26 protein-coding genes are annotated in these 25527 nt (G+C 54.7%); 7 read left to right on the top strand and 19 right to left on the bottom strand.

Annotated features, from left to right (window positions below; genetic code table 11):
• Positions 1-16 precede the first annotated feature (16 nt).
• The gene (locus BTJ39_RS13560; RefSeq protein ID WP_078003238.1) at positions 17-619 is read right to left on the bottom strand and encodes a LysE family translocator; all 603 of its coding nucleotides are present in this window, start codon (positions 617-619) and stop codon (positions 17-19) included.
• A gap of 59 nt (positions 620-678) precedes the next feature.
• Between BTJ39_RS13560 and BTJ39_RS13565 the strand changes: the two genes are divergently transcribed.
• From BTJ39_RS13565 to BTJ39_RS13585, 5 genes are all read left to right on the top strand, one after another.
• A complete protein-coding gene (locus BTJ39_RS13565; RefSeq protein ID WP_078003239.1) occupies positions 679-1695 on the top strand; it encodes a hydrolase in 1017 nt (338 codons plus the stop codon).
• A gap of 1 nt (position 1696) precedes the next feature.
• A complete protein-coding gene (locus BTJ39_RS13570; RefSeq protein ID WP_078003240.1) occupies positions 1697-1915 on the top strand; it encodes a YheU family protein in 219 nt (72 codons plus the stop codon).
• 58 nt (positions 1916-1973) lie between these two features.
• On the top strand, positions 1974-2843 hold the full coding sequence (locus BTJ39_RS13575) for a phosphoribulokinase (protein ID WP_078003241.1): 870 nt from the start codon (positions 1974-1976) through the stop codon (positions 2841-2843).
• A 414-nt stretch (positions 2844-3257) separates the two neighbouring features.
• Entirely contained in the window at positions 3258-3890 is a 633-nt protein-coding gene (crp, locus tag BTJ39_RS13580) for a cAMP-activated global transcriptional regulator CRP (protein WP_000242758.1), read from the top strand.
• Positions 3891-3954: 64 nt separating this feature from the next.
• A complete protein-coding gene (locus BTJ39_RS13585; protein WP_078003242.1) occupies positions 3955-6027 on the top strand; it encodes a YccS/YhfK family putative transporter in 2073 nt (690 codons plus the stop codon).
• Positions 6028-6096: 69 nt separating this feature from the next.
• Here BTJ39_RS13585 and argD read toward each other — a convergent pair whose 3' ends face one another.
• The 4 genes from argD to ppiA all read right to left on the bottom strand — a co-directional run bounded on the left by argD (position 6097) and on the right by ppiA (position 9241).
• Positions 6097-7317, bottom strand: a complete 1221-nt coding sequence (argD, locus tag BTJ39_RS13590; RefSeq protein ID WP_078003243.1) for a bifunctional acetylornithine/succinyldiaminopimelate transaminase — start codon at positions 7315-7317, stop codon at positions 6097-6099.
• A gap of 87 nt (positions 7318-7404) precedes the next feature.
• On the bottom strand, positions 7405-7980 hold the full coding sequence (locus BTJ39_RS13595) for an aminodeoxychorismate synthase component II (RefSeq protein WP_078003244.1): 576 nt from the start codon (positions 7978-7980) through the stop codon (positions 7405-7407).
• A 44-nt stretch (positions 7981-8024) separates the two neighbouring features.
• Positions 8025-8573 (bottom strand): YhfG family protein, encoded by a 549-nt coding sequence (locus BTJ39_RS13600; RefSeq protein ID WP_078003245.1) that lies wholly within the window; start codon positions 8571-8573, stop codon positions 8025-8027.
• A gap of 95 nt (positions 8574-8668) precedes the next feature.
• A complete protein-coding gene (ppiA, locus tag BTJ39_RS13605; RefSeq protein ID WP_078003246.1) occupies positions 8669-9241 on the bottom strand; it encodes a peptidylprolyl isomerase A in 573 nt (190 codons plus the stop codon).
• A 259-nt stretch (positions 9242-9500) separates the two neighbouring features.
• On the opposite strand from ppiA, the gene tsgA reads away from it, so the two are divergent.
• Positions 9501-10688, top strand: a complete 1188-nt coding sequence (tsgA, locus tag BTJ39_RS13610; protein ID WP_078003247.1) for an MFS transporter TsgA — start codon at positions 9501-9503, stop codon at positions 10686-10688.
• Positions 10689-10743: 55 nt separating this feature from the next.
• Here tsgA and BTJ39_RS13615 read toward each other — a convergent pair whose 3' ends face one another.
• The 13 genes from BTJ39_RS13615 to pilM all read right to left on the bottom strand — a co-directional run bounded on the left by BTJ39_RS13615 (position 10744) and on the right by pilM (position 22154).
• Positions 10744-12027 carry a cytosine deaminase gene (locus BTJ39_RS13615; RefSeq protein ID WP_078003248.1) on the bottom strand — a complete coding sequence of 428 codons (1284 nt, stop codon included), beginning with the start codon at positions 12025-12027 and terminating at the stop codon, positions 10744-10746.
• A gap of 200 nt (positions 12028-12227) precedes the next feature.
• Positions 12228-13232: a tryptophan--tRNA ligase gene (gene trpS, locus BTJ39_RS13620; protein WP_078003249.1), complete on the bottom strand. Its 1005-nt coding sequence runs from the start codon at positions 13230-13232 to the stop codon at positions 12228-12230.
• 15 nt (positions 13233-13247) lie between these two features.
• Entirely contained in the window at positions 13248-13925 is a 678-nt protein-coding gene (locus BTJ39_RS13625; protein ID WP_078003250.1) for a phosphoglycolate phosphatase, read from the bottom strand.
• Positions 13909-14595, bottom strand: a complete 687-nt coding sequence (gene rpe, locus BTJ39_RS13630) for a ribulose-phosphate 3-epimerase (RefSeq protein ID WP_078003251.1) — start codon at positions 14593-14595, stop codon at positions 13909-13911. Before rpe ends, BTJ39_RS13625 begins: the two co-directional genes overlap by 17 nt.
• A gap of 67 nt (positions 14596-14662) precedes the next feature.
• Complete coding sequence (gene dam / locus BTJ39_RS13635) at positions 14663-15478, bottom strand: adenine-specific DNA-methyltransferase (protein WP_078003252.1); 816 nt, start codon at positions 15476-15478, stop codon at positions 14663-14665.
• 124 nt (positions 15479-15602) lie between these two features.
• Positions 15603-16622, bottom strand: a complete 1020-nt coding sequence (locus BTJ39_RS13640; RefSeq protein ID WP_078003253.1) for an SPOR domain-containing protein — start codon at positions 16620-16622, stop codon at positions 15603-15605.
• Between the two features lie 83 nt (positions 16623-16705).
• Positions 16706-17803: a 3-dehydroquinate synthase gene (gene aroB, locus BTJ39_RS13645; RefSeq protein ID WP_078003254.1), complete on the bottom strand. Its 1098-nt coding sequence runs from the start codon at positions 17801-17803 to the stop codon at positions 16706-16708.
• A gap of 50 nt (positions 17804-17853) precedes the next feature.
• On the bottom strand, positions 17854-18375 hold the full coding sequence (gene aroK / locus BTJ39_RS13650; protein WP_078003255.1) for a shikimate kinase AroK: 522 nt from the start codon (positions 18373-18375) through the stop codon (positions 17854-17856).
• Positions 18376-18738: 363 nt separating this feature from the next.
• Positions 18739-19974, bottom strand: a complete 1236-nt coding sequence (gene hofQ / locus BTJ39_RS13655; protein WP_241825912.1) for a DNA uptake porin HofQ — start codon at positions 19972-19974, stop codon at positions 18739-18741.
• Entirely contained in the window at positions 19877-20293 is a 417-nt protein-coding gene (locus BTJ39_RS25420) for a HofP DNA utilization family protein (RefSeq protein WP_078003257.1), read from the bottom strand. Before BTJ39_RS25420 ends, hofQ begins: the two co-directional genes overlap by 98 nt.
• Positions 20259-20786, bottom strand: a complete 528-nt coding sequence (locus tag BTJ39_RS13665; protein WP_078003258.1) for a HofO family protein — start codon at positions 20784-20786, stop codon at positions 20259-20261. The genes BTJ39_RS25420 and BTJ39_RS13665 overlap by 35 nt, the downstream gene beginning before the upstream one ends.
• The gene (locus BTJ39_RS13670; RefSeq protein ID WP_078003259.1) at positions 20779-21321 is read right to left on the bottom strand and encodes a PilN domain-containing protein; all 543 of its coding nucleotides are present in this window, start codon (positions 21319-21321) and stop codon (positions 20779-20781) included. The genes BTJ39_RS13665 and BTJ39_RS13670 overlap by 8 nt, the downstream gene beginning before the upstream one ends.
• Positions 21309-22154 (bottom strand): pilus assembly protein PilM, encoded by an 846-nt coding sequence (pilM, locus tag BTJ39_RS13675; protein WP_078003260.1) that lies wholly within the window; start codon positions 22152-22154, stop codon positions 21309-21311. Before pilM ends, BTJ39_RS13670 begins: the two co-directional genes overlap by 13 nt.
• Positions 22155-22272: 118 nt before the next feature.
• On the opposite strand from pilM, the gene mrcA reads away from it, so the two are divergent.
• Complete coding sequence (mrcA, locus tag BTJ39_RS13680) at positions 22273-24831, top strand: peptidoglycan glycosyltransferase/peptidoglycan DD-transpeptidase MrcA (RefSeq protein WP_078003261.1); 2559 nt, start codon at positions 22273-22275, stop codon at positions 24829-24831.
• 46 nt (positions 24832-24877) lie between these two features.
• Here the strand turns inward: mrcA and nudE are convergent, their stop codons facing one another.
• Positions 24878-25444: an ADP compounds hydrolase NudE gene (gene nudE, locus BTJ39_RS13685; protein WP_078003262.1), complete on the bottom strand. Its 567-nt coding sequence runs from the start codon at positions 25442-25444 to the stop codon at positions 24878-24880.
• Positions 25445-25527: the final 83 nt, after the last annotated feature.

Genomic DNA, 25527 nt, shown 5'->3' on the forward strand with positions numbered 1-25527 from the left:
AAAAGCGACGGCGAAATTAGCGCCAGATCAGCAGCACGCAGCTGGCCGTCAGCAGGCCCATTGCCAGATTAAAAATTTTCCAGGCCCGCCGTCCATGTAAAATGCGGCCAATCCCCGCGCCAAAGCCAAGCCAGATAATGCCGGCGACCAGGTTAACCAGCGCCATGCCGATGCTGATAGCCACCACAGAGTGAAGATACTGCGCACCGGCTAACGAAAAGCTGGCAACCGCGCCGAGGGTCATCAACCAGGCTTTCGGGTTAATCAGCTGCAGCATCCCCCCCTGCCAGAACGGCATCGGTTTAGATGGCGCCGCGCCGGTATCCAGTTTTTCATAGGGTGCGCTGGCGATTTTCCAGCTTAGCCATAGCAGATAAACGCTGCCGGCAACTTTCAGAAACAGATGCAGGGAAGGATAGAGTAGAATCAGACCGCCGATGCCAAAAGCAACCATCAACAGCATCAGCTGCATACCCATCATGATACCAACCAGTAGCATTATGGAGCGGATAAAACCATAATTCGCCGCCGAGGCAGTAAGTAACATATTATTGGGGCCTGGCGTGATAGCAGCAACCCAGAGAAAACCCAGCATTGATAAAAAAAGACTCAGTTCCATGGAAGACGGGTGCTCCTCACCCAACAAACAAACTAATCTCCTGAAGCTAACAGTGTGATATGGATCCGACAAGCATTACCGACATAAATTTTCACCGGCCAGATGAGCGTGTTTTTACCCCCCTTGCCGGCTTTCAGAATGCCCATCTGCAAACGCTGCTGCCGCGCATTTTGCGCCGGCGTGTCCGGCTGCGCCCCCACTGGCAGCGACTGGCTTTGCCGGATGGCGATTTTGTCGACCTGGCGTGGAGCGAAGATCCGGCTCATGCCGCACATAAGCCGCGGATGGTGCTGTTTCACGGTCTGGAAGGCAGCATTAACAGCCCCTATGCCCACGGGCTGATTGAAGCAGCACAGCAGCGCGGCTGGCTGGGCGTTGTCATGCACTTTCGCGGCTGCAGCGGCGAGCCAAACCGGCTGAAGCGCATCTATCATTCGGGGGAAACCGAGGACGCCAGTTACTTTTTACAATGGTTGCACACCCGGTGGGGCCGGGTTCCTACCGCAGCAGTTGGCGTTTCTCTGGGCGGCAACATGCTGGCCTGTCTGATGGGCAAGCAGGGTAACGACTGTCTGCTGGACGCGGGCGTGGTGATTTCCGCACCGCTGATGCTCGAACCCTGTAGTGTCAAACTGGAGCAGGGGTTTTCCCGCTTCTATCAGTACTACCTGCTGTCGTTGCTAAAACAGAACGCAATGAGAAAGCTGCGCGCCTTCCCGGGGACGCTGCCGGTTGATGCCCTGCAGCTGAAGCATATTCGTCGGCTACGGCATTTTGACGATGCCATCACCTCGCGCGCTCACGGCTTTAGCGACGCGCTGGATTATTACCGTCAGGCCAGCGCGCTGCCGCTGCTGCATGGCGTGCGCAAGCCGCTGCTCATTATTCATGCCAAAGATGATCCGTTTATGACCGATGACGTCATTCCAGCCCCCGCTCAGCTATCAGCCAGCACCACTTATCAGCTAACCTCAAATGGTGGGCATGTAGGATTCGTCGGCGGAACGCTGCTCAGGCCACGAATGTGGCTTGAGCAGCGGGTGCCCGACTGGCTTGTAAACTGGCTGGAGCAATAGCGTGATTATCCCCTGGCAGCAGCTCGAAGCGGAAACGCTGAACAATCTGATTGAAGCATTTGTGCTGCGCGAAGGCACCGATTACGGTGAGCAGGAGCGCAGCCTCGAACAAAAAGTGGCTGATGTCCGCCGCCAGCTGCAAAACGGCGAAGCCGTATTGGTATGGTCGGAACTGCATGAAACCGTCAATATCATGCCGCAAAATTCGTTTCGCGGGTGACAGCAGCAGGCGGAACGTGATAACAAGACATTCAGCCATTTATCAGGGAGCGTAACCTATGTCAGCAAAACACCCGGTGATCGCCGTAACCGGCTCCAGCGGCGCGGGAACGACGACCACCAGCCTGGCGTTCCGTAAAATATTCCAGCAGCTTGATTTAAAAGCCGCTGAGGTAGAAGGCGATAGCTTTCACCAGTACACGCGCCCGGAAATGGATATGGCAATTCGTAAAGCGCGCGATTTAGGCCGCCATATTAGCTATTTCGGCCCGGAAGCAAACGACTTTGCCCTGCTGGAAAATACCTTTGCAGAATATGGCCGCTCCGGCACCGGCCAGGCGCGTAAATACCTGCATACCTATGATGAAGCCGTTCCGTGGAATCAGGTCCCCGGCACCTTCACCCCCTGGCAGCCGCTACCGGAACCGACCGACGTGCTATTTTACGAAGGGCTGCACGGCGGCGTGGTTACCCAACAGCATAATGTCGCCGGACACGTTGACCTGTTAGTTGGCGTGGTACCTATCGTCAACCTTGAATGGATTCAGAAAATGGTCCGCGACACCACCGAGCGCGGGCATTCGCGCGAAGCGGTGATGGATTCCGTGGTGCGTTCAATGGATGACTACATCAATTACATTACACCGCAGTTCTCCCGCACCCATCTCAACTTTCAGCGCGTACCAACGGTAGACACCTCCAACCCTTTCGCCGCTCGCGGCATCCCGTCGCTGGACGAAAGCCTGGTCGTGATTCATTTTCGCGATCTTGAAGATATCGACTTTCCCTATCTGCTGGCCATGCTGCAGGGCTCTTTTATCTCGCACATTAACACCCTGGTGGTGCCGGGCGGGAAAATGGGTCTGGCAATGGAGCTAATTATGGCGCCGCTAGTAAAACGCCTGATGGAAGGCCGGAAAATCGTCTGACGTGGCAGCCGCTGATTATAAATTAACTACCTGTATGCGGGCATCGGCTAATAGCATTGACTAAGGATTCTCTCAAAAAATTAACCCTATGGCGCATTTGCGCCATGCTTACAGAACAGTATTATCGTTTCGCTTACCGTGGCGCTGACGTTCCTAAAACGCGCATGCTCTGTTAACTGCATCAAGCTGAAGCGAGACAACAGGAGACAGTGAGATAAAGCTATGCTACAAACAAGTCTGAACAATCTGCCGGTGGTAAACCACGTGGCGAAAGCGGGATGAAAACCTGAGCGTTGCTCTGATAACAGACCCGAAATAAATTTCCCGATGGGAAATCGCTTTAACATTTCAATGCCTGGCAGGGAGCTCTGCCCCTGTGTTCAGGGCACGATTACAAACAGAGGATAACAGCGAATGGTGCTCGGCAAACCGCAAACAGACCCGACTCTTGAATGGTTCCTGTCACATTGCCATATTCACAAATATCCATCAAAAAGCACCCTGATCCATCAGGGCGAAAAGGCTGAAACGCTTTACTACATCGTTAAAGGTTCGGTAGCCGTTCTGATTAAAGACGAAGAAGGCAAAGAGATGATCCTCTCTTACCTCAACCAGGGCGACTTTATTGGCGAACTGGGGCTATTTGAAGAAGGTCAGGAGCGCAGCGCATGGGTAAGAGCAAAAACCGCCTGTGAAGTTGCTGAAATTTCGTACAAGAAATTCCGCCAGCTAATCCAGGTTAACCCGGATATTCTGATGCGGCTTTCATCGCAGATGGCTCGCCGTCTGCAGGTCACCTCTGAAAAAGTGGGTAACTTAGCCTTCCTCGACGTGACCGGGCGTATCGCCCAGACGCTGCTGAATCTGGCAAAACAGCCGGACGCGATGACGCATCCGGATGGCATGCAGATTAAAATCACGCGCCAGGAGATCGGTCAGATCGTCGGCTGTTCGCGCGAAACCGTTGGCCGCATTCTGAAGATGCTTGAAGATCAAAACCTGATCTCTGCTCACGGCAAAACTATCGTTGTCTACGGCACTCGCTAAGCCCTATCCTATGCACACGGCGCGATAATGACTATCGCGCCTTTTTATTTTTGTTAAAGGCCATATGTGGCGTCGAATTATTTATCACCCTGAGGTCAATTACGCGCTACGCCAGACGCTGGTGCTTTGCTTACCCGTTGCGGTAGGATGGCTGCTCGGTGATTTACAAAGAGGGCTCCTTTTCGCGCTGATCCCCGCCTGTTGCAACATCGCCGGTCTGGATACCCCGCATAAGCGCTTCTTTAAACGCCTGGTCGTCGGCGGCTGCCTGTTTGCGTTCAGCAGCTTTGCCATTCAGTATCTTGGCCTGCTGAACGTCCCCCTGCCGCTGATCATGTTTGTCATGACGATGCTGTTAGGCATCACCGGCGAAATTAGCCCGCTGCACGGGCGCCTGCTCCCCGGTTCGCTGATCGCCGCGATCTTCACCATCAGCCTTGAAGGGCGCATGCCAATCTGGCAGCCGCCGCTGCTCTACATCCTTGGCACCATATGGTACGGACTGTTCAACTGGTTCTGGTTCTGGCTGTGGAAAGAGCAGCCCATGCGGGAAACCCTGAGCCTGCTTTATCGCGAGCTGGCCGACTACTGCGAAACAAAATATACCCTGCTAACCAGGCTGACCGACCCGGAAAAAACCCTGCCGCCCCTGCTGGCGCGCCAGCAAAAAGCAGTCGACCTGATTAACCTCTGCTATCAGCAGATGCATATGCTGTCGGGGGGCAATCACAATTATTACAAGCGGCTGACGCGCGCCTTTCAGGTCGCACTTGATTTGCAAGAGCATATCGCCGTCAGCCTGCATCAGCCTGAAGAGGTGCAAAAGCTGGTCGAGCAAAGCCACGCTGAAGCGGTGATCCGCTGGAATGCACAGACCATCGCCAACCGCCTGCGGGTGCTGGCAGATGATATCCTCTATCATCGCCTGCCTGACCGCTTCAGCATGAACAAACAGCTAAGCGCACTGGAAAAAATCACCCGCCATCATAACGATAATCCGGTCGGTCATTTCTGCTATCACCATTTCAGCCGCATCGGCCGGGTGTTGCGCACTCAGCGACCGCTGTACCAGCGCGATCTGATGGCCGATCGCCAACGGCGCCTGCCGCTTATACCGGCGCTGCGCAGCTATCTGTCGCTTAAATCTTCGGCGTTGCGTACCGCCGCGCGCTTTGCGGTAATGCTCAGCTTCGCCAGCATCCTCGCGCTGTTTCTCAACATGCCCAAGCCTTACTGGGTACTGATGACCACCATGTTCGTCAGCCAGAACGGCTACAGCGCTACCCGGGTACGTATCCAGCACCGGGCGCTGGGCACCCTCGCCGGATTGGTTATTGCCGCCCTGTCACTGCGCCTGCACGTTCCCGATACTCTGGTACTGCCAGTTATGCTGCTGATCACCCTGGTGAGCTACCTGTTTATTCGTAAATATTACGGCTGGGCAATGGTCGGCTTTACGGTCACGGCGGTGTATTCGTTGCAGCTGCTGTCGCTCAACGGCGCGGACTTTCTCTGGCCGCGCTTGCTGGATACGCTACTGGGCTGCCTTATTGCCTTTGGCGGCATGCTCTGGCTGTGGCCACAGTGGCAAAGCGGTCTGCTGCGCCAGAACGCCCACGACGCGCTTGGCGCTTATCAGTCAGCACTTCAGCTTCTGTTGGGTAATGAACAACAGCCGGAAAAACTGGCCTACCAGCGCATTGTGGTTAACCAGGCCCATAACGCCCTGTTCAACTCGCTGAATCAGGCGATGCAGGAACCGGCGTTTAATGCCCATTATCTGGCCGATATGAAGCTCTGGGTCACTCACAGCCAGTTTATCGTCGAGCATATCAACGCGATGACCATTCTGGCGCGTGAACATACCATGCTTACATCAGCCCTCGCTGAGCGCTATCTGCAAACCTGCGAAATTGCGCTTCAGCGCTGTCAGCAGCGGCTGGAGTATGATGGTCCGGGCTCTGACACCAATATTATGGAAGCGCCGGAAAACTTTCACGAAGGGCCGATTACCGTAGTAGAACGCCACGTCAGGCGCATTCTCAGTCATCTGAAGGTGATGCATACCATTTCATCGCTGGCCTGGTCGCAGCGGCCGCATCATGGCAAGTGGCTGGCGGGAAAACTGCGCAAATAGTGGTTTATGGCTGAGCGGCAAATGCCGCGCCGGGATAAATGGCCGCCTGCGTCGGGGCGGCGCAGTGAACTATGCCTTAACGACTTTTTCCAGCGCGCGGGCAAAGCGCTGCATTCCCTCTTCAATATCCGTTGGTTCAATAATCAGAGAAGGAGCCAGGCGGATAACGCCGGTGCCGGCATTCAGTATCATCACCCCTTCCGCCGCGGCGGCATTCAGAATATCACGCGCTTTATCGACATATTGCGGCTTGAGAGCGGCACCGATGAGCAGCCCCATGCCGCGCACATCGCTAAACACGTCCAGCCGCGAATTAATCGCGTTTAATGCCGCCTCGAACTGCTGACGTCGCTCGGCTACGCCGTTCAGCACCTCGTCGGTGTTGATAATATCCATCGCCGCTTCAGCCACCGCACAGGCCAGCGGATTGCCGCCATAGGTAGTGCCATGCACGCCGGGCGTCATGGCGGACGCGATTTCATTGGTGGTCAGCATAGCGCTGACTGGAAAGCCGCCACCGAGCGCTTTGGCGGTAGTCAGAATATCCGGCACCACGCCGTAATGCTGGTAGGCAAACAGCTTGCCGCTGCGTCCCATACCGCTTTGCACTTCATCAAATACCAGCAGCGCATTGTGCTTATCGCAAAGGGCGCGCAGCCCTTCCATAAAGGCCTGGCTGGCAGGCATGATACCGCCTTCGCCCTGGATAGGTTCCAGTACCACCGCGCAGGTATGGTCATCGATAACTGCTTTCACCGCCTCAAGATCGTTAAACGGAACGTGTACGATGTCTGCGGGTTTCGGACCAAAACCATCAGAATATTTAGGCTGACCGCCAACGGAAACGGCAAACAGCGAACGCCCGTGGAAAGCATTGTGGAAAGCGATGATTTTGGTTTTATACGGGCTGTGCTTTTTGCCAACGTAATAGCGCGCCAGCTTAAATGCCGCCTCGTTGGCTTCCGTTCCTGAGTTAACAAACAGCACCCGCTCAGCAAAGGTAGCGGCGATCAGTTTGCTGGCCAGCCGCAGCGCCGGTTCATTAGTGAAAACGTTACTGGTATGCCATAGCGTTTCACCCTGGCTTTTCAGCGCTTCCACCAGCGCCGGATGGCAGTGGCCGAGCGCCGTTACCGCAATGCCGCCGGAAAAATCGATATACTCCGTGCCATTCTGGTCCCAGACGCGACTCCCTTTGCCCTTGACCGGAACAAACTGTGCAGGTGCATAAATGGGCAAAATAACTTCGTCAAAAGTCGCCCGGTTAACCATTAACTTATCTGCTGCCATGCCTGACCTCGCGCTGTCACATCAATCGTCAAATTGAAAATATAATCATAAAATATGCATAAAAAGTCACCTCAAGGCAACATAAATTCAACGTTGTAAGAAATTATCCAGCAGCTGAAGCCCCTGCTCGCTGAGTATGCTTTCCGGGTGAAACTGCACCCCTTCCAGCGCCAGGTGCCGATGGCGCAGCCCCATAATTTCATCGCGCTCGCCGTCACGCATACTCCACGCTGTGACTTCAAAGCAGGCGGGTAAGGTCGCGGCTTCCACCACCAGTGAATGATAGCGTGTTACGCTCAGGGGCTGATTCAACCCGGCGAACACACCCTGCTGCTGATGCGTAATCTGCGACACCTTGCCGTGCATCACCTGGCGGGCGCGGACGACGCGGCCGCCAAACGCCTGCGCCAGCGCCTGATGCCCCAGGCAAACGCCAAGAATGGGAAGCTTTCCGGCAAAGTGGCAGATCGCCGCCAGCGAAATACCGGCTTCATTCGGAGAACAGGGGCCGGGTGATATCACCAGATGGTCAGGACGACGCGCGCTAATCTCTTGCAGTGAGATCGCGTCGTTGCGGTAAACGTCAACCTCAGCGCCTAGCTGGCAGAAATACTGGTAAAGATTCCAGGTAAATGAGTCATAGTTATCGATAAGCAGCAGCATAGGCACTCCGGCCAAAAAGAAACGCCGCTATTCTACGCATTTTTTTACTGAGGAATATTTATTACTTTTTGCAAAATTGCGGCCAGCGCCTTGCTATCGCCCCGTATGCCCTGCTGTAACGCGGAATCCCATTCTGCACCGTTGGTTTTACGCCACTGAACGTCATAGCCGGCATGGATAATGAGCTGTTCGAGAAATAATCGCAGCGTTCGGCCATTACCACGACGAAACGGAGACAGTACGCTAAGTTCGCAGTAAAACCAGGCCAGTCGCGTCGCCAGGCTCTCCGCTGAAAGCAGCTCAAGCCGCGCCTCTTCCTCAAGGGAAGCCATCAGTGCGTTGCCCTGCTGCTCAAGGTATTCAAAGTGACAGCAGGGAATATCAAAGCGCTGAATATCGGTCACGCGCAGCTCACCGGCATCGTCCAGAACCTCGCCATACAAAGCCTGATGCAATGCGCACAAATGCGGCATGCCGGGATTAAAGGCGCCCAGCGCCAGCGTGGTTCCGGTCAATTGCAGGCTTGCCAACAGATTATCAGCACAGCGCTGCTGCCAGAGGTTTTGTTTTTGTTTGTCTGTCAGAGTCGCCATGCTGCTTCCTCCACGTTTATCGTGCAGTAAGTATAAGCAGCATTATCTGGCTTTGCTGGCGTCCGGGCGCGATAGATGTCGCGCCCGCTGCGCTGTCAGGGAAGCACTTTTGCCGAAAGGATCACAACAGGTTTTACCGGTACGTTCTGGTAAGGCCCGACGTTATGAGTCTGCACCTGGGCGATTTTATCCGCCACATCCATGCCTTTAACCACTTTGCCAAACACCGCGTAGCCAAAATCACGCTGGCCGTGGTCCAGGAAAGCATTATCAGCAATGTTGATGAAGAACTGGCTGGTGGCGCTGTCCTTATCTGCAGTACGCGCCATGGCGATAGTTCCGCGACTGTTAAGCAGGCCGTTGTCCGCCTCATTTTTAATCGGCGGGTTAGTATTTTTCTGCTGCATTTCAGCGGTGAATCCGCCGCCCTGAATCATAAAGCCCGGAATAACGCGGTGAAAAATGGTGTTGTTATAAAAACCGCTGTTCACATAATCAACGAAATTCTTAACCGATATCGGGGCTTTCTGGTTATTCAGTTCGAGTTCTATATTGCCAGCAGAGGTCGTCAGCATAACGTGCGTATCATTTTTAGCAGCCAGAACCGGGGCTGATACGGCAGACAACATTAAAACCGTGGAAAGGGCTGTGAGCGTGCGTTTAAACATGAATCATTCCTTAATGAGGCAGCAAACAACAAACCAACAAGATTCTAAAGAGTGGTTAACCACCGCGCCAGCATTTTACCGATATTTACCTGCGAGTTAATGCGGCACGCTCAAAATACGAGCGACAAAAGGTGACTGGACTCACAAATCGCATGAATACGAAGATATTTGTTTCATTATTTATTTATGAGGATCACGATACTGAGTAAAATAAGCGCAGCTTTTTTTAAGGTTTTCTTTACAATATACAGGTTGTTTTATGTCTAATCACGATCGTATCGGTCTTACCTGGATTAGTTTCCTCTCCTATGCCCTGACCGGGGCGCTGGTTATCGTAACCGGCGTGGTAATGGGTGATATTGCTAAATATTTTGATATGCCAGTGTCAGAAATGAGCAATACTTTTACCTTTCTGAACAGCGGCATTCTGGTTGCTATTTTCCTTAATGCCTGGTTGATGGAAATTATTCCACTCAAGCGTCAGCTGATATTCGGTTTTATATTAATGCTGCTGGCCGTAATCGGCTTAATGCTAACCAAAAGCCTGATGCTGTTCTCAGTATGCATGTTCGTGCTGGGCGTGGTGAGCGGCATTACCATGTCGATTGGTACCTTCCTGATTACCCATTTATATGATGGTCGTCAGCGCGGCGCACGCTTACTTTTTACCGATTCTTTCTTCAGCATGGCCGGCACCCTGTTCCCGGTTCTTGCCGCCTGGCTACTTGCCCACACCCTGCCCTGGTTCTGGGTTTACGTGTGCATCGGTGTAATCTATCTGGCCATCTTTATTTTGACACTGAGCGTGAAGTTTCCGCAGCTAGGTAAAACCGCGTCGAATGAAAACCAGCCGCCGGTGGAAAAAGAAAAATGGGGCGTAGGCGTGGCACTGCTCGCCGTTGCTGCTCTCTGCTATATCCTTGGACAGTTAGGCTTCATTTCCTGGGTGCCGCAGTATGCCAATGCAAATCTGAACATGAATATGCTGCAGGCAGGCGGTCTGGTAGGCAGTTTCTGGACGGCTTACATGGTGGGCATGTGGGCCTTCAGCGCCGTGTTACGCTTCTTCGATCCTCAGCGCATCGTTACGGTACTGGCGCTGCTGGCCACGGCGCTGATGTACTGGTTCGTTAACAGCGGCGATCCGGCAATGCTGAAATGGATTATCTTGGCTCTTGGCTTTGTCTCCAGCGCGATTTACACCACCATCATTACGCTGGGCTCGCTGCAAACTAAAGTTTCCTCGCCGAAGCTGGTTAACTTTATTCTGACCTGCGGCACGGTCGGGACCATGCTGACATTTGTGGTTACCGCGCCAATCGTCAGTCATTACAGCGTGCTTACCGCGCTGAAAACCGCTAACGGCCTGTACGCAATTGTGTTCCTGATGTGCCTGCTGCTTGGCTTCGTGACTAAGCATCGCAGCCACGGTAACTGGAAACACTAAGCTTTAAACCTCAGCTCCCGCTAAAGGGAGCTGTCTGCTCTGACTTCACGCTGACTTACCGCGTGAAGTCGATTGCTTCTTGCTGCTCCAGATACAGCGTTGAGCTGGCGGGTTCCGTTGCCGCAATCACCTTCCCCGCCCGCACCGAATAGCGTACCGGCACCTGACGCCGCAGCGCATCAAATCCATTTTCAGCTGGCAGGATAACCAGACTCGCCGGATTGCCGGTGTGAATCCCGTAATCTTTTAGCTGCAACGTGCGCGCGCTATTGCGCGTAATCAGATCGAGACCGGCGTTAATCTGGTCATAGCCCATTAGCTGACATACGTGCAGCCCCATATGCAGCACCTGCAGCATATTGCCGGTCCCCAGCGGATACCAGGGATCAAACACGTCATCATGGCCGAAGCAGACGTTAATGCCGGCAGCCAGCATCTCTTTAACCCGGGTAATACCACGTCGTTTGGGGTAATCATCAAAGCGCCCCTGCAGATGGATATTCACCAGCGGATTAGCCACAAAATTAATCTTCGACAGCTTAAGCAGCCGAAACAGGCGGGAGGTATAAGCGCCGTTATAGGAGTGCATCGCGGTGGTGTGACTGGCCGTAACGCGCGCGCCCATATTTTCTTTATGCGCTAATGCGGCCACCGTCTCAACAAAGCGCGACTGCTCATCGTCTATTTCATCGCAGTGTACGTCAACCTGACGCTGATATTTCTGCGCCAGCGCAAACGCGATATGCAGCGACTCTACGCCGTATTCACGGGTAAACTCGAAATGGGGAATCGCCCCAACCACATCGGCGCCCAACTTCAGCGCTTCTTCCAACAGCGCTGCGCCATCCGGATAAGAAATAATCCCTTCCTGTGGAAAAGCCACCAGCTGCAAATCCACCCAGGGCGCCATTTCCCGCTTAACCTCAAGCATCGCTTTAAGCGCCGTCAGCGAGGGGTCGGAGACATCAACGTGCGTCCGCACGTGCTGGATGCCGTTAGCAAGCTGCCACTTAAGCGTCTGCTTCGCGCGCGTTTTAACATCGTCATGGGTTAACAGCGCTTTGCGTTCTGCCCAGCGCTCAATGCCTTCAAATAGCGTACCGGAGCGATTCCAGGAAGGCTCGCCAGCGGTCTGGGTCGTATCAAGGTGAATATGCGGTTCTATAAACGGTGGAATGGCCAGTCCGCCTTCGCCGTGCAGGCTTGATTCATCCTGCGGACAATTCTTCAACTGCGGTCCGATGCGGCTTATTTTTCCGGCGGCAATGTCAATCTGCCACAATCCCTCCTGCCCCGGTAAACGCACGTGGGTGATCCGTTTTAGTGGCGAACCATGCATAAACATCTCCTTCGGTTACGATGATGTCTTTACCCTGGCACGGTTTTCACGACTTGAAAATAGCGAGGCGGGCGTAAAAGCGGTAAAAAGCCGATCGGCCAGCAAGCGTTTGATGCCCGGGCAGGCGAGCCAGCGTTCAAATAAAAAACCCCGACGTCACGACGCCGGGGCCAGTCTGGTCTTTGCAGAGGAACAGGAAATTAAGGCTTAGCAACAAAGCCTATGGCCTGATAGACCTTTTTCAGCGTTTCCTGGGCCATCGCACGGGCTTTTTCCGCGCCGTCGCGCATCACCCCTTCAAGGAAGGCCTCGTCGTTACGATAACGATGATAGCGCTCCTGCAGCTCGGTGAGCATCCCGGATACTGCATCCGCGACTTCGCCTTTGAGATGACCGTACATTTTACCTTCGAACGACCTCTCCAGCTCAGCGATTGACTGACCGGTTACGCCGGAAAGAATATCCAGCAGGTTAGAAACTCCGGCTTTTTCTTTAATATCGTAACGCACCACCGGCGGCTCGTCGGAGTCAGTGACCGCCCGCTTGATTTTTTTCACCACCGATTTGGGATCTTCCAACAGGCCAATCACGTTATTGCGGTTGTCGTCTGACTTCGACATTTTTTTCGTCGGCTCCAGCAACGACATCACGCGCGCGCCGGATTTAGGAATAAACGGTTCAGGCACGCGGAAAATATCGCCATAAAGCGCGTTAAAACGCGAGGCGATATCGCGGCTCAGCTCGAGGTGCTGCTTCTGATCCTCACCCACCGGCACCTGATGCGTCTGATAAAGCAGAATATCGGCAGCCATCAGCACCGGGTAATCGAACAGGCCGGCATTGATATTCTCTTCGTAGCGCGCCGACTTGTCCTTAAACTGCGTCATGCGGCTTAGTTCGCCAAAATAGGTATAGCAATTCAGCACCCAACCGAGCTGCGTATGCTCCGGCACGTGAGACTGCGCGAAGATAATACTCTTATTGGGATCGATGCCGCAGGCCAGATAAAGGGCCAGCGTATCCAGCGTCGCCTTACGCAATTTTTCCGGGTCCTGGCGCACCGTGATAGCGTGGAGATCGACAATGCAATATATACACTGATACTCATCCTGCATCTTTACCCACTGACGCAGCGCACCCATATAGTTACCAATAGTCAGTTCACCGGAGGGTTGTGCGCCACTAAAAACGATGGGTTTACTCATTGCTAATATCCTGATTTACAGCCCTAATGCGGGCAGAAGCTGATTGAAATTATCGAGTACGACGTCGGGTCGGCTGCTGTTAATCGGCTCGCCGTGATTATAACCATACGTCATACCAACGCAGGGACATCCTGCCGCCTGCGCAGCGAGAATATCATTGCGTGAATCGCCAACAAATAACAGCGATTCTGGCAGCAGGCCAAATGTGCCTAATACCAAAAATAACGGCGCCGGATGGGGCTTCTTCTGAACGACGTCATCGCCGCCCAGCACCAACGAGAAGCAGTGCGCAATACCCAGAGAATGCAGCAATGGCGCAATAAAAGGCGTAGGTTTATTGGTAACAATCGCCATCGGCAGGCCGCTGGCGGCCAGGGCCTCAAGCGTCGCCTTTACTTCAGGAAACAGTTTGCTGCCCTGCTCAACGGTACGGGCGTAATGCTTATCAAACAGGGTGCGCGCATCATTGATTTGATGTTGCTGCGGCTCCGCGCCCAGCGCCCAGCGCAGGGCGCGGGTAACCATGATATCAGCACCATTGCCTATCCAGGTAGCAACCCGGTCGATCCCTGGAGCAGGCAGATTCAGTTCAGTCAGGGCAAGATCCACCGCGTCGGCCAGCCCCGGCGCACTGTCCACCAGCGTACCATCAAGATCGAATGCCAGCCCCTGAATATTAGTGAAATGAACCATGACGGGACTTCTCCAGTTCAGTGCGCATTTGTTCGATGACCTGCTGATAGTCAGGCTGGCCGAAAATAGCTGAACCGGCCACAAACATATCCGCACCGGCCGCCGCGATTTCAGCGATATTTTCAACCTTGACGCCGCCATCCACCTCAAGGCGGATATCGTAACCGCTCTGATCAATACGCTTACGCGCCACGCGCAGCTTATCCAGGGTGGAAGGAATAAACGACTGGCCGCCAAAGCCCGGATTCACCGACATAAGCAAAATGATATCCAGCTTATCCATCACGTAATCGAGGTAGCTCAGCGGCGTCGCCGGATTAAATACCAGCCCCGCTTTACAGCCGTGCTCTTTAATCAGTTGCAGGGTGCGGTCGATATGCTCAGAAGCTTCCGGATGGAAGGTAATAAAGCTGGCGCCCGCTTTGGCAAAGTCGGGAATCAGGCGGTCGACGGGCTTTACCATCAGATGAACGTCAATCGGCGCGGTGATGCCATAATCACGCAGCGCTTTTAGCACCATCGGCCCCATTGTCAGATTGGGAACATAGTGGTTATCCATTACGTCGAAATGCACAACGTCGCCGCCGGCAGCCAGTACCTTAGCCGTATCCTCACCGAGTCGGGCGAAGTCTGCCGACAGAATCGAAGGGGCAATCAAAGGTTTTTTCATCCGTTTCTCCCAGTTCTTGCGCCTGGCTTCAGGCGGTTAGCAACGTAATTGTCATCAGATAACCGGCTTAAATATACAGGGCCAGCAGCTCATCGACTTTGATTCGACCGCCGCCGCGACTGCTAATTGAGCGTCTGACTTTGATCTGCATCAGGCGCGAAGCACTCTGATACCATTCGCGGGTCAACGGCGTGTCGTGATTCGAAATCAAGACCGGTATCTGATGTTTCGCCGACAAAGTATTCGCCATTTCGGCCAGCAGTTGTTGCTCCTGCAGCGAAAAATTATTGGTATGGTATGCAGTAAAATTCGATGTGGCCGAAAGCGGCGCATAGGGTGGATCGCAATAGACAACCGCCCCTTTGCCTGCCTTGCTCAGAGTAACATCGTATGACTCACAGACAAAAGTTGCCTTCTGCGCGCACTCAGCAAACCAGTACAGCTCGTCTTCCGGAAAATAAGGCCGCCGGTATCGACCAAAGGGCACGTTAAACTCACCGCTAAGGTTGTAACGGCACAGGCCGTTGAAACAGTAACGATTGAGATACAGAAACAACTGCGCCCGTTCGTAAGCATCAGCGCTGCGATTAAAGCGCTCCCGCTGGGCGTAGTAAAAATCTGCCACATTGGATTGTTCGCTGAACAACTTGCGCGCATCCTGTACGAACTCGGCGGTGCGCGTCTTAACGATGTTGTACAGATTAATCAGATCGCTGTTGATATCCGCCAGGATATACTGCGGATAGTCGGTGTTAAGGAATACTGAACCTGCGCCAACGAATGGCTCAATCAGACACTCACCCTCAGGTAAATGACGTCGGATCTCATCCAGTAACGGGTATTTACCCCCGGCCCACTTCAAAAAAGCGCGATTTTTCTTCATGCCGTTATATTAGTTATTCTCTTCAGGCTGCGGCATAACCTACAGCTAAAGCGCTTTAAGAGTGTTGAACGATCCACTGTTATGCGGAGCAGAGCCGTTTAAACCGGCTCTGCCTGTATAGTGATTATTTTTTTACCTGGCTGAGCGGTTTAACCCAAGGGTTCTGCGCACGCACGCCAGCAGGCAAAGAGGCAACCGCGCGTTTGGCTTCAGCCGGCGTGGCGTACGAACCGGTAACCAGCACGTACCATGGCTGGCCGTTGCGCGTCGTCTTATACACGTGATAGCTGCTCAGATTTTGTTTTTTCGCCCAGGCATTCAGGGAATCTTCCCGCGATGCGCCGCTAAGCTGCAACGTATAGCTGCCTGACGGCGCTGCCCGTGAGGCGCTTTGCTCATTACGCGCCGCGCCGCTGGCGGATTTTGCCGCGGGTTTCGCCGTTTGTGCCGGTTCAGACTTATGCGTTGGATGTTTAGCGGCTGCGGAGGAAGATTTTACCGGTGCAGACTGACGAGGCGTACCAGGTGCTTTTGACGAAGACGCGCGCGCGCCGCCCGGCGCCACGGTCGCTGCCGCCGTCGGCAGCGTGCTGCCGCCATCACTCTGCGCGCCAGAGGCGGCATCGTTAACCTGATTTTGCTGATTATTCAAGGCGCTGTTGAGGTCGCCCGGCAGTTCTACGCGACGCTGACCTTCCGGAACAGGCTGCGCTTTGCCTTCCGTCGGGGTTGATGCGATAGCCGGGGGATTGAGCTGCTGAGGCGAACTGCCGTCAGCAGGCGTCGCTGGCGCCGCGCCGTTACCTCCGGTGCTATTACCGGCCACATCGTTCGGCGCTGATGGAGAAGCATTGCCCTGGCTGCCTGAAGAGGTGCCGGCAAGATCGATATTTTTCTCAGCGCCGCTCTGTGCAGTGGTTCCGCCAGCGGCAGAGTTCTTGTCAGTCGCAGCCGGTTTGTCGTTGCCATTGAGCGCGGAGCCGATGCCAATAACCAGCAGCAGCAGCACCAGGATACCGATACCCATCATCATACGCTGGCGTGAAACCGGCACCTTGTTCGCAGAAGACGGCTTACGTGGCCGCGTAGGACGACGGTCACTGGCATCAGGTTTTAGCTCATCTTCCGGTTTAAATTCGTCCATCAAACCTCCTCCAGTCTGGCGACTTCGCCACACGTTTCCGTGTGAATAGCATTTTGGTCAACTTAGCAGCGTCCTAACGCCCGTCAGGCGATCGGGTTCGCGATACACTCTTCTATTGCAGCCAAAACAATATCATGGGCTACGCCGCCCCGCACCTCAGCTGCACCGATACTGAGAGGCAACACCAGGCGCAGCTCGCCGGCTAATACCTTTTTATCCCGCAGCATATGGGGCAGATACTCTTCGGCTCGCATCGCTGACGGGCCGCTGGTCGGCAGGCCTGCGCGCTCAAGCAAATTAATGATACGCGCGGTTTGCCCGGAGGTGAACTGTCCGAGGCGCTCCGCGGTCCTGGCGGCCATGACCATGCCAGCGGCGACGGCTTCGCCATGCAGCCAGTTGCCATAACCCATATGCGCTTCAATGGCGTGCCCAAAGGTATGCCCCAGGTTCAGTAAAGCACGCTGGCCGCCTTCCCGCTCGTCGGCCGCGACAACCTCGGCTTTAAGCTCGCAACAGCGGCGAATACACCAGGCCATGGCGGCGCCGTCCAGCGCCAGCAGCGCATCGAGATTATTTTCCAGCCAGTCAAAAAAATCGCCATCGAGGATGATGCCGTATTTAATTACTTCGGCAAGTCCGGAGGCGAGCTCACGCGCGGGCAGGCTATTGAGGCAGTTCAGATCGATAATAACCGAGGCGGGCTGGTAGAAGGCACCAATCATATTCTTGCCCAGCGGATGGTTAACGCCGGTTTTACCGCCGACCGAGGAATCAACCTGAGACAGCAGCGTGGTAGGCAACTGGATAAAGCGCACGCCGCGTTGATAACTGGCAGCGGCAAACCCGGTCAGGTCGCCAACCACACCGCCCCCCAAAGCAACCAGGGTAGTATCACGACCGTGCGCGCCTTCCAGTAGCGCGGTAAACACCTGATTCATCACCTCCAGCGATTTATGCTGCTCGCCGTCAGGTAAAATACGCGAATCAACCCTGATACCGGCCTGCTCAAGAATCAATCGGACTTTATCAAGGTATAGCGGAGCCAGCGTCTCATTGGTCACCAGCATCACCCGGTCACCGGACTTTAGCGGCCAGAAAGAAGCCGGAACGTCAAACAAGCCGGCCGCTATGGTAATAGGGTAACTGCGATCCCCCAGTGAGACGGTGATCTTTTCCATGATGCGCTTACTGCCTTAATTGATTAGCGATGGATTCAGCTGGCGGCGACTCAGCGCTTTTCCAGCATGCTGATGATTTGGTTGGCAACCACCTTCGCGCTTTGCTCATCCGTACGGATAGTCACATCCGCGATCTCTTCATACAGCGGGTTACGTTCTCCAGCCAGAGATTCCAGCACTTCACGCGGCGGTGAATCAACCTGAAGCAATGGACGCTTCTTGTCTCGCTGCGTACGCGCCAGCTGCTTTTCTATGGTGGTTTCCAGATAAACCACTACGCCGCGCGCAGAAAGGCGGTTACGCGTTTCGCGCGATTTAACCGAACCTCCCCCCGTTGCCAGTACGATGCCCTGCTTTTCAGTGAGTTCGTTGATGATTTTTTCTTCTCGATCGCGAAACCCTTCTTCGCCTTCGACGTCGAATACCCAGCCCACATCCGCTCCGGTACGTCGCTCAATTTCTTGATCAGAATCGAAAAATTCCATATTGAGTTGTTGAGCTAACTGACGCCCAATCGTGCTTTTTCCGGCACCCATAGGCCCAACCAGAAAGATATTGCGTTTCTCTGCCATTTTTTCGGTATTACTAAGACAATTCGTTAATGATACCCCGTCCTCTATGGACAGGACATGAACTGAAACCTCATGAGCGATAGTGCGAGAGTCAGACGAAAATTATCTCAACACTACCCGTGCTTTGGCAACCAAATAGTTCATTTGGTCTGGCGCAGTTTTATTCGCCATAAAGGGTGAGTAAGCAACTTTTTTTGCGAACGGACGCCCAGGGCAATGAAAACAGTGCTCCAGAATCCGTAACGCGCTCTCCCGGACTCAGCCATAAAGTAAACCGCTAACCTTGTAAGCTAATTCCAGGCGTGCGTCAAACGCTCTTCTACCCCGACAGCAGAAAAATCAACCGTTAGCACAGAGAGTTTGCTATTCATTGGTAAGATGCGGGGTAATAAAGATCACTAGCTCACGCCGCTTTTGCTGGGAAACCTGATGACGAAATAGCCGCCCCAGTAGCGGAATATCGCCCAGCAGCGGCACCTGCGTTTTTCCATTGTCCCGCTGCTGCTGAAAGATTCCGCCCAGCGCCAGCGTCTGACCATCGCGTACGGTGACCTGAGTGTCGATCTCCTGTTTATCGATGGTAACCACCTCGCCGTCACCGTTGTGCACCGTTTTCCCCGGGACGTTCTGCGTGATATGGAGTTTCAGCAAAATCCGACCATTGCCGAGGATAAGCGGCGTAACCTCCATTCCCAGCACCGCTTCACGAAACTCCATTGAGGTTTTGCCGTTGCTGCCGCTGGAAACCTCATAGGGTATTTCCGTGCCTTGTTTAATACTGGCCGGTTGCTGATGCGAGGTGAACAGATGTGGGCTGGCGATAATCTCTACCTGATTTTCCCGCTCCAGAGCGCTAAGTTCCAGCGACAGCAGGCGTCCATCAATATGCGCCAGCGAGAATCCCGCGCTGATAGCAAGGTCCGCCAACGGTAAATTGACATGAAACTGGCTGGCGCGCAGCGCCTGATTAATCGGGTCAGCGCTCTCCAGCCCCCACCTTACCCCAAGCTGCTGCAGCTTTTCTTTATTAATAGTAACGATATGCGCTACCAGCTCAACCTGCTGCAGCGGGATGTCCAGCGCCGTAATCCATTGCGCCGTTTCTTCAAGGGCTGGCGCGATATCCCGCAGTAGCAGGCTATTGGTGCGGGCATCAAGGGTAACGCTACCGCGGGCGCTCATCAGCGCCGCTTTTTCTTTTTGCAGGCTGCTAAACAGCACCCCGGCATTGGCATATTGCAGGTGAATGACGCGATTTTTCAACGGCATGCGCTGTCGGGCATCGTCCCCGGCTGTCCGTTCAGCCAGAGCGGTCTGAGGGCGAGGAAATACCAACAGCACGTTGCCCTGTTTTTCACTGCTGATGGCGGCCATGCGGTTAACCAGCCGCCATGCCTGCGGCCAGGGCACCTCATGCAGGCTGAGTGTTAAGGTGCCTGCAACGCCGGGAGCAATCACCAGGTTAACGCCACGCTGTGCGGCCAACGCCTGCAACACATCGCTAACCGGCGCCTCGTTGAATGTCAGGGAAACCATCGGCTCTGCTGCCTGAACGTTTTGCATCGGAACCAGCAGCAGGGGCAACATCCATGTACGCATTGCGTTGACCTTTTTTTAAGGAATAAAAATAATCTGACGTCCGACACTGCCCCTGCCAGCTAAGGGTGACGCCGGTAAAATCAATCCTGACAATTTGCCACTGAGTCCGGCGTAAACGTGACCGCTCGACCAACATGAAACGGTGGTTATGCGGCGATTGCCAGCGGCTGACAAGCCTCCCGTCGCTGCCGATAACCCCCAGTAGCCGCCATGATGACGGTGGTGCGGGTCGGGAAACACAGTCCGGAGCGGGGGGAAGAAAAGGGTCGCGTCCCTGAGCGCCATTACAAAGCAGTAGCAGCAGCCAAAGTCGGCTCATCAGCCACCTCCAGAACCAGATTCATATACAGCGTTCGCTCACGCAGGCGCAGTCTTAGCCTGGAGATGACAGCGCCTGGCAATTGACGCAGCAGGCTCGTCATCAGCGGGGAGACCTGCGGCCACTCCACGGCAATCTGTAGCGAGCGCGTGGAGGGCGACGTTTGCCATTGCAACAAATGTGCCCGCGATGCGCGCAGTAATGCCGACAGCGAGAAATCCCGGCGGGCAAGGTCGACGACTCTTTTCGACTGCTGGCTTTGCCGGGCGTGCAGAAGCCGGGATGCAGGCAACGCCGCCAGCTGCTGCAGGCACGATGCAGCATTGCTGCGTAAATAGCGCTGCTGCTGCGCCAGTTGAATCGCCTGCTGCCCGGCAGCTCGCCCCGTAACCAGCCAACAGCCAAAGCTCAACCAGAGCGCCATAAGCAGCAGAATGCAGCACCTGCGCCACGGCGGAGATGTCAGCAGCCACCATATGCCGGACTCAATCATCACGTCCTGCCTCAGCCCAGCGGCCAGTCAGGGTAAAATCGAGCGAGCCGCCGGCGGCTCGCTTGAGGTGAGTAATAGTCAGCCGGTCGAACAGTCCGGCACTTTGCAGCGCGCTTCGGAAAAGCGTACTTTCTTCAACCTGCGTACAGCGCCCTGTAAAGATTACGGCTTGCGCATCACCGCTAATTGCTGTCAGCCAAAGCCCCGGCGGCAGCCTGGCATCCAGGGTATTCATTAACTGCTGCCAGCCCATTAAACGCCGGTGGCGCCGTTCAAGCCGCTCCAGCGTTGCCTGCTCTGAGCGAATTAAGCGCTGCAGAGCCGCTCTCCGGGCAAGCGCATGCTTAAGCTGGGTCTGAGATTGCCGCCAGGCCTGATTTTCAATCGCTTTCAGCGCATTGAATTGGTGCTGAAGCATTCCGGCCAGCGCAATGACGCCTGGCAGCATCAGCGGCAGGAGCAGCCCTTTTAGCCAGCGCCGTCGTTGAGATGCCAGCCAGCGCTCACGCCAGGGCAACAGGTTCACCCATACCATGTATTCTCCTCCTGGCGCAGCGCCAGCCCTGCGGCCAGCGCGAAAGGCTGCTGATGCCGGGGAAGCGGCGGCTGCAGATTATCGAACAGAGAAAACGGGTTCAGCGCCTGATAACCCGGCCGCGTCGGGCAATCGCTTATAGCATCACTCATAAATACCGGTCCGCTGGCAGACAGGCGGGTATCGATCAGCGCCTGAATCCCGCTGACATCGCGGCGAAGACACCATCCGGCGACAGGATGCTGCTGAGGAGAAAACCACAGCCAGTGATCGCTGAGAGCATGTACCAGCGTCGCCTGAGCGGGCAGCTTCATAGCGGCAGCTAGCGCCCCCAGCGCCCCTGGCGTCAGTTCCAGTACATCCGGGGTCAGGCCTGCGGCCTGTAAGCAGCCATGCCAGCTATCCAGCGCCGTACGATGAGCAGCCGTAAGGCATATCTCCCCGGACGATGGATGCTGACGGTAATCAACGACCAGCTCCTTCAGGTCAATTGGGAAAAATCGCCTCGCCGCTGCGGTGATATACCTGCTACGCTCGGGTTCCCGTAGCTGGTTTTTCTCCTCCGGCAGCGCCAGCTGGCGCTGTAAAACTAACTGAGGATGAAGACCTACGCGCAGGGAAACGTTATAAGGCAACCGCTGGCGCCATGCGCTGAGCAGTGCAACCAACGTTTCAGAACGTTGGATAACCCCCTGAACCAGGGTGTCATCAGGGAGGGGGTAACGCCACCAGTGGCGCAGCTTCCAGCCTTTACGGCGATGACGTTGGACGGCCAGCGCACAAAGCTGACCATTCTGAATATCAAGACCAATTTTCCAGCGTTGAAAAGACATCGGGCGCGATCTCCATATCGGCGGAAACAAAAGAACGTATCAAAGCCTTTAGCTTGCATTTATACTACCGCGCGATTGTTTATAAACTGCCCAAACGACTATAAGTGGGAATAATCAGGTGAAGTTCGTAAAGTATTTTTTGATTCTTGCAGTCTGTTGCATTTTGCTGGGAGTCGGCTCGGTCTATGGCCTGTATAAATTTATTGAGCCACAGCTGCCGGACGTAAATACGCTGAAAGATGTGCGTCTACAGACGCCGATGCAGGTATTCAGCGCAGACGGAAAGCTGATTGCTCAATACGGTGAGAAGCGGCGGATCCCGGTCACCCTGCAGCAGATACCGCAGTTACAAATCAATGCGTTCCTTGCCACCGAGGACAGCCGGTTTTATGAGCATCATGGTGTCGACCCGATTGGCATCTTCCGCGCCGCCAGCGTCGCGGCGTTTTCCGGCCGGGCTTCGCAGGGCGCCAGTACCATTACTCAGCAGCTGGCTCGTAACTTTTTCCTCAGCCCCGAACGGACGCTGATACGAAAAATTAAAGAGGCTTTTCTCGCCATCCGCATTGAGCAGATGATGACGAAAAACGAAATCCTTGAGCTTTATCTCAATAAGATCTATCTCGGCTATCGCGCATACGGCATCGGCGCCGCAGCCCAGGTTTACTTCGGCAAAACGCCTGAACAGCTCAGCCTGAGCGAAATGGCGATGATCGCGGGCTTGCCTAAAGCGCCCTCGACGTTCAACCCGCTTTATTCACATACCCGGGCGCTGCAGCGGCGTAATGTGGTGTTAGCGCGCATGCTGGATCAGCACTACATCACCCAGCAGCAGTACGATGAAGCGCGCAACACGCCGCTGGTCGCACGCTATCACGCGCCGCAAATTGAATTCTCAGCGCCCTATCTCACCGAGATGGTGCGTCAGGAAATGATCAAACGCTATGGTGAAAACGCCTATACCGATGGCTTTAAGGTGTACACCACCATTACGGAAAAATTGCAGGTTGATGCCCAAAAGGCAGTGCAGGATAACGTCATCAACTATGACATGCGCCATGGCTATCGCGGGCCTTCCGAGGTCTTATGGAAAGCGGGTGAGCGCGCGTGGGAACATAACGAAATACTGAAAAAGCTTAAAACGCTGCCCACTTATGGCCCGCTGGAACCGGCGGTCGTGACGACAGTAAATAGCCAGGAAGCCACGGCCACTACGCGCGACGGCAGTTCCGTTTCACTGGGACTGGCAGGTATGCGCTGGGCACGTCCTTACAGGTCAGATACCCTACAGGGACCGACGCCGCGGACTATCGGCCAGGTGGTTCAACCCGGACAACAAATTTGGGTGCGCAAGGTCAACGACGACTGGTGGCTGGCTCAGGTGCCTGACGTTAACTCAGCGATAGTCTCTATCGATCCGCAAAATGGCGCGGTGCTGGCGCTGGTCGGCGGTTTTGACTTCAATCAGAGCAAATTTAACCGCGTGACCCAGTCGCTGCGTCAGGTGGGTTCTAATATCAAACCGTTTCTGTATACCGCGGCGATGGATCGTGGCCTGACGCTGGCTTCAATCCTTAACGACGTGCCCATTTCCCGTTGGGATGCCGGCGCTGGCGCTGACTGGCGGCCGAAAAACTCGCCGCCAACCTATGCCGGACCGATTCGCTTACGTCAGGGGCTTGGCCAATCAAAGAACGTGGTAATGGTACGTGCGATGCGGGCGATGGGCGTTGATTACGCGGCAGAGTATTTGCAGCGTTTTGGCTTCCCGGCGCAAAATATCGTCCATACCGAATCGCTGGCTCTCGGTTCCGCGTCCTTCACGCCGCTGCAAATGGTCCGCGGATATGCCGTGATGGCTAACGGCGGCTTCCTGGTAGACCCTTACTTCATCGGCAAAATAGAAAATGAGCAAGGCGAGACCCTGTTTGAAGCGAAACCAAGAATTGCCTGCCCGCAATGTAATCTGCCGGTTGTCTATGGCGAAACCCAAAAAGCGCTGGCGCTGAACAACGAAAGCGTTGAAAACGTTGCCGTTTCACAGGAAGGCAATAACAACGCGGTTCCGGCGCCGCAGCTGGAGCAGGTGGCGCCAAACCAGGCGAATCAGGACAGCGCGCAGCAATATGCGCCGCACGTCATCAATACGCCGCTCTCCTTCCTGATTAAAAGCGCGCTTAACTCCAACATTTTCGGCGAGCCGGGCTGGATGGGAACCGGCTGGCGCGCCAGCCGTGACCTGAAGCGTAATGATATTGGCGGTAAAACCGGTACCACCAATAGCTCAAAAGATGCATGGTTTTCTGGCTATGGTCCGGGCGTGGTGGCTTCGGTCTGGATTGGTTTTGACGATCATCGCCGCGATCTTGGTCGCACCACTGCATCCGGCGTGATTAAAGATCAAATTTCTGGCTATGAAGGCGGCGCTAAGAGCGCACAGCCAGCATGGGATCAGTTTATGGCGGCCGCTCTGCAGGGCGTACCGGTACAACCGCTAACCCCACCGGAAGGCGTGGTCACGGTTACTATCGATAAAGCGACCGGGAAACTGGCGAAAGAGGGTGGCGGTTATACCCGACAGGAATACTTTATCCAGGGAACGCAGCCGACGGAATATTCTACCCATGACGTAGGCACCACTCTGCAGGAAAACGGTGAGAGCCACGAGCTGTTTTAAAAGCACCAAACGGCGCCGGTTTCAACCGGCGCCGTTTTATTCTCATTCAATAAGCTAAACGCCCCTGCTGCACCAACCATTCGCGCACCAGGAATAGCGCGCTGACGTTGCGTGCTTCGCGAAAGTCCGGCTCGTTAAGTAAGGCCATCAGATTTGCCAGCGGCCAACGACGCACCGGGAGCGGCTCAGGCTCATCGCCTTCAAGTTTCTCCGGATAAAGTCCTTCAGCGACCACAATGTTCATTTTGCTGGAAAAATAGGACGGGGCCATTGTCAGCTTACTCAGCGCCTGTAGCCGTTCGGCGCCAAAACCGACTTCCTCTTTTAATTCGCGGTTAGCGGCTTCAAACACCGTCTCGCCAGGATCGATAAGCCCTTTGGGAAATCCCAACTCATACGCCTCCAGCGCCACGGCGTACTCTTCGATAAGAATCAGACTATCATCAATGATCGGCACAATTAGCACGGCCTCCCGTCCTGAAGGACGCATACGCTCATAAATCCGTTTCACCCCGTTGCTGAACTCAAGATCTACCGATTCGATGGTAAAAAGTCGCGACTGAGCAACGGTTGCAACGCGATGAATAGCAGGCTTTTGTCGTTCTTTGGTCATCCTGGCCTCTGATCGTGCGAATAGGGTTGAATCAATGCATGCGCCAATGCCATGCAGATCGCATATCTCAATATTGTGCGGCA

This window comes from Izhakiella australiensis, from assembly GCF_002006995.1.
Taxonomy (GTDB): Bacteria; Pseudomonadota; Gammaproteobacteria; order Enterobacterales; family Enterobacteriaceae; genus Izhakiella; species Izhakiella australiensis.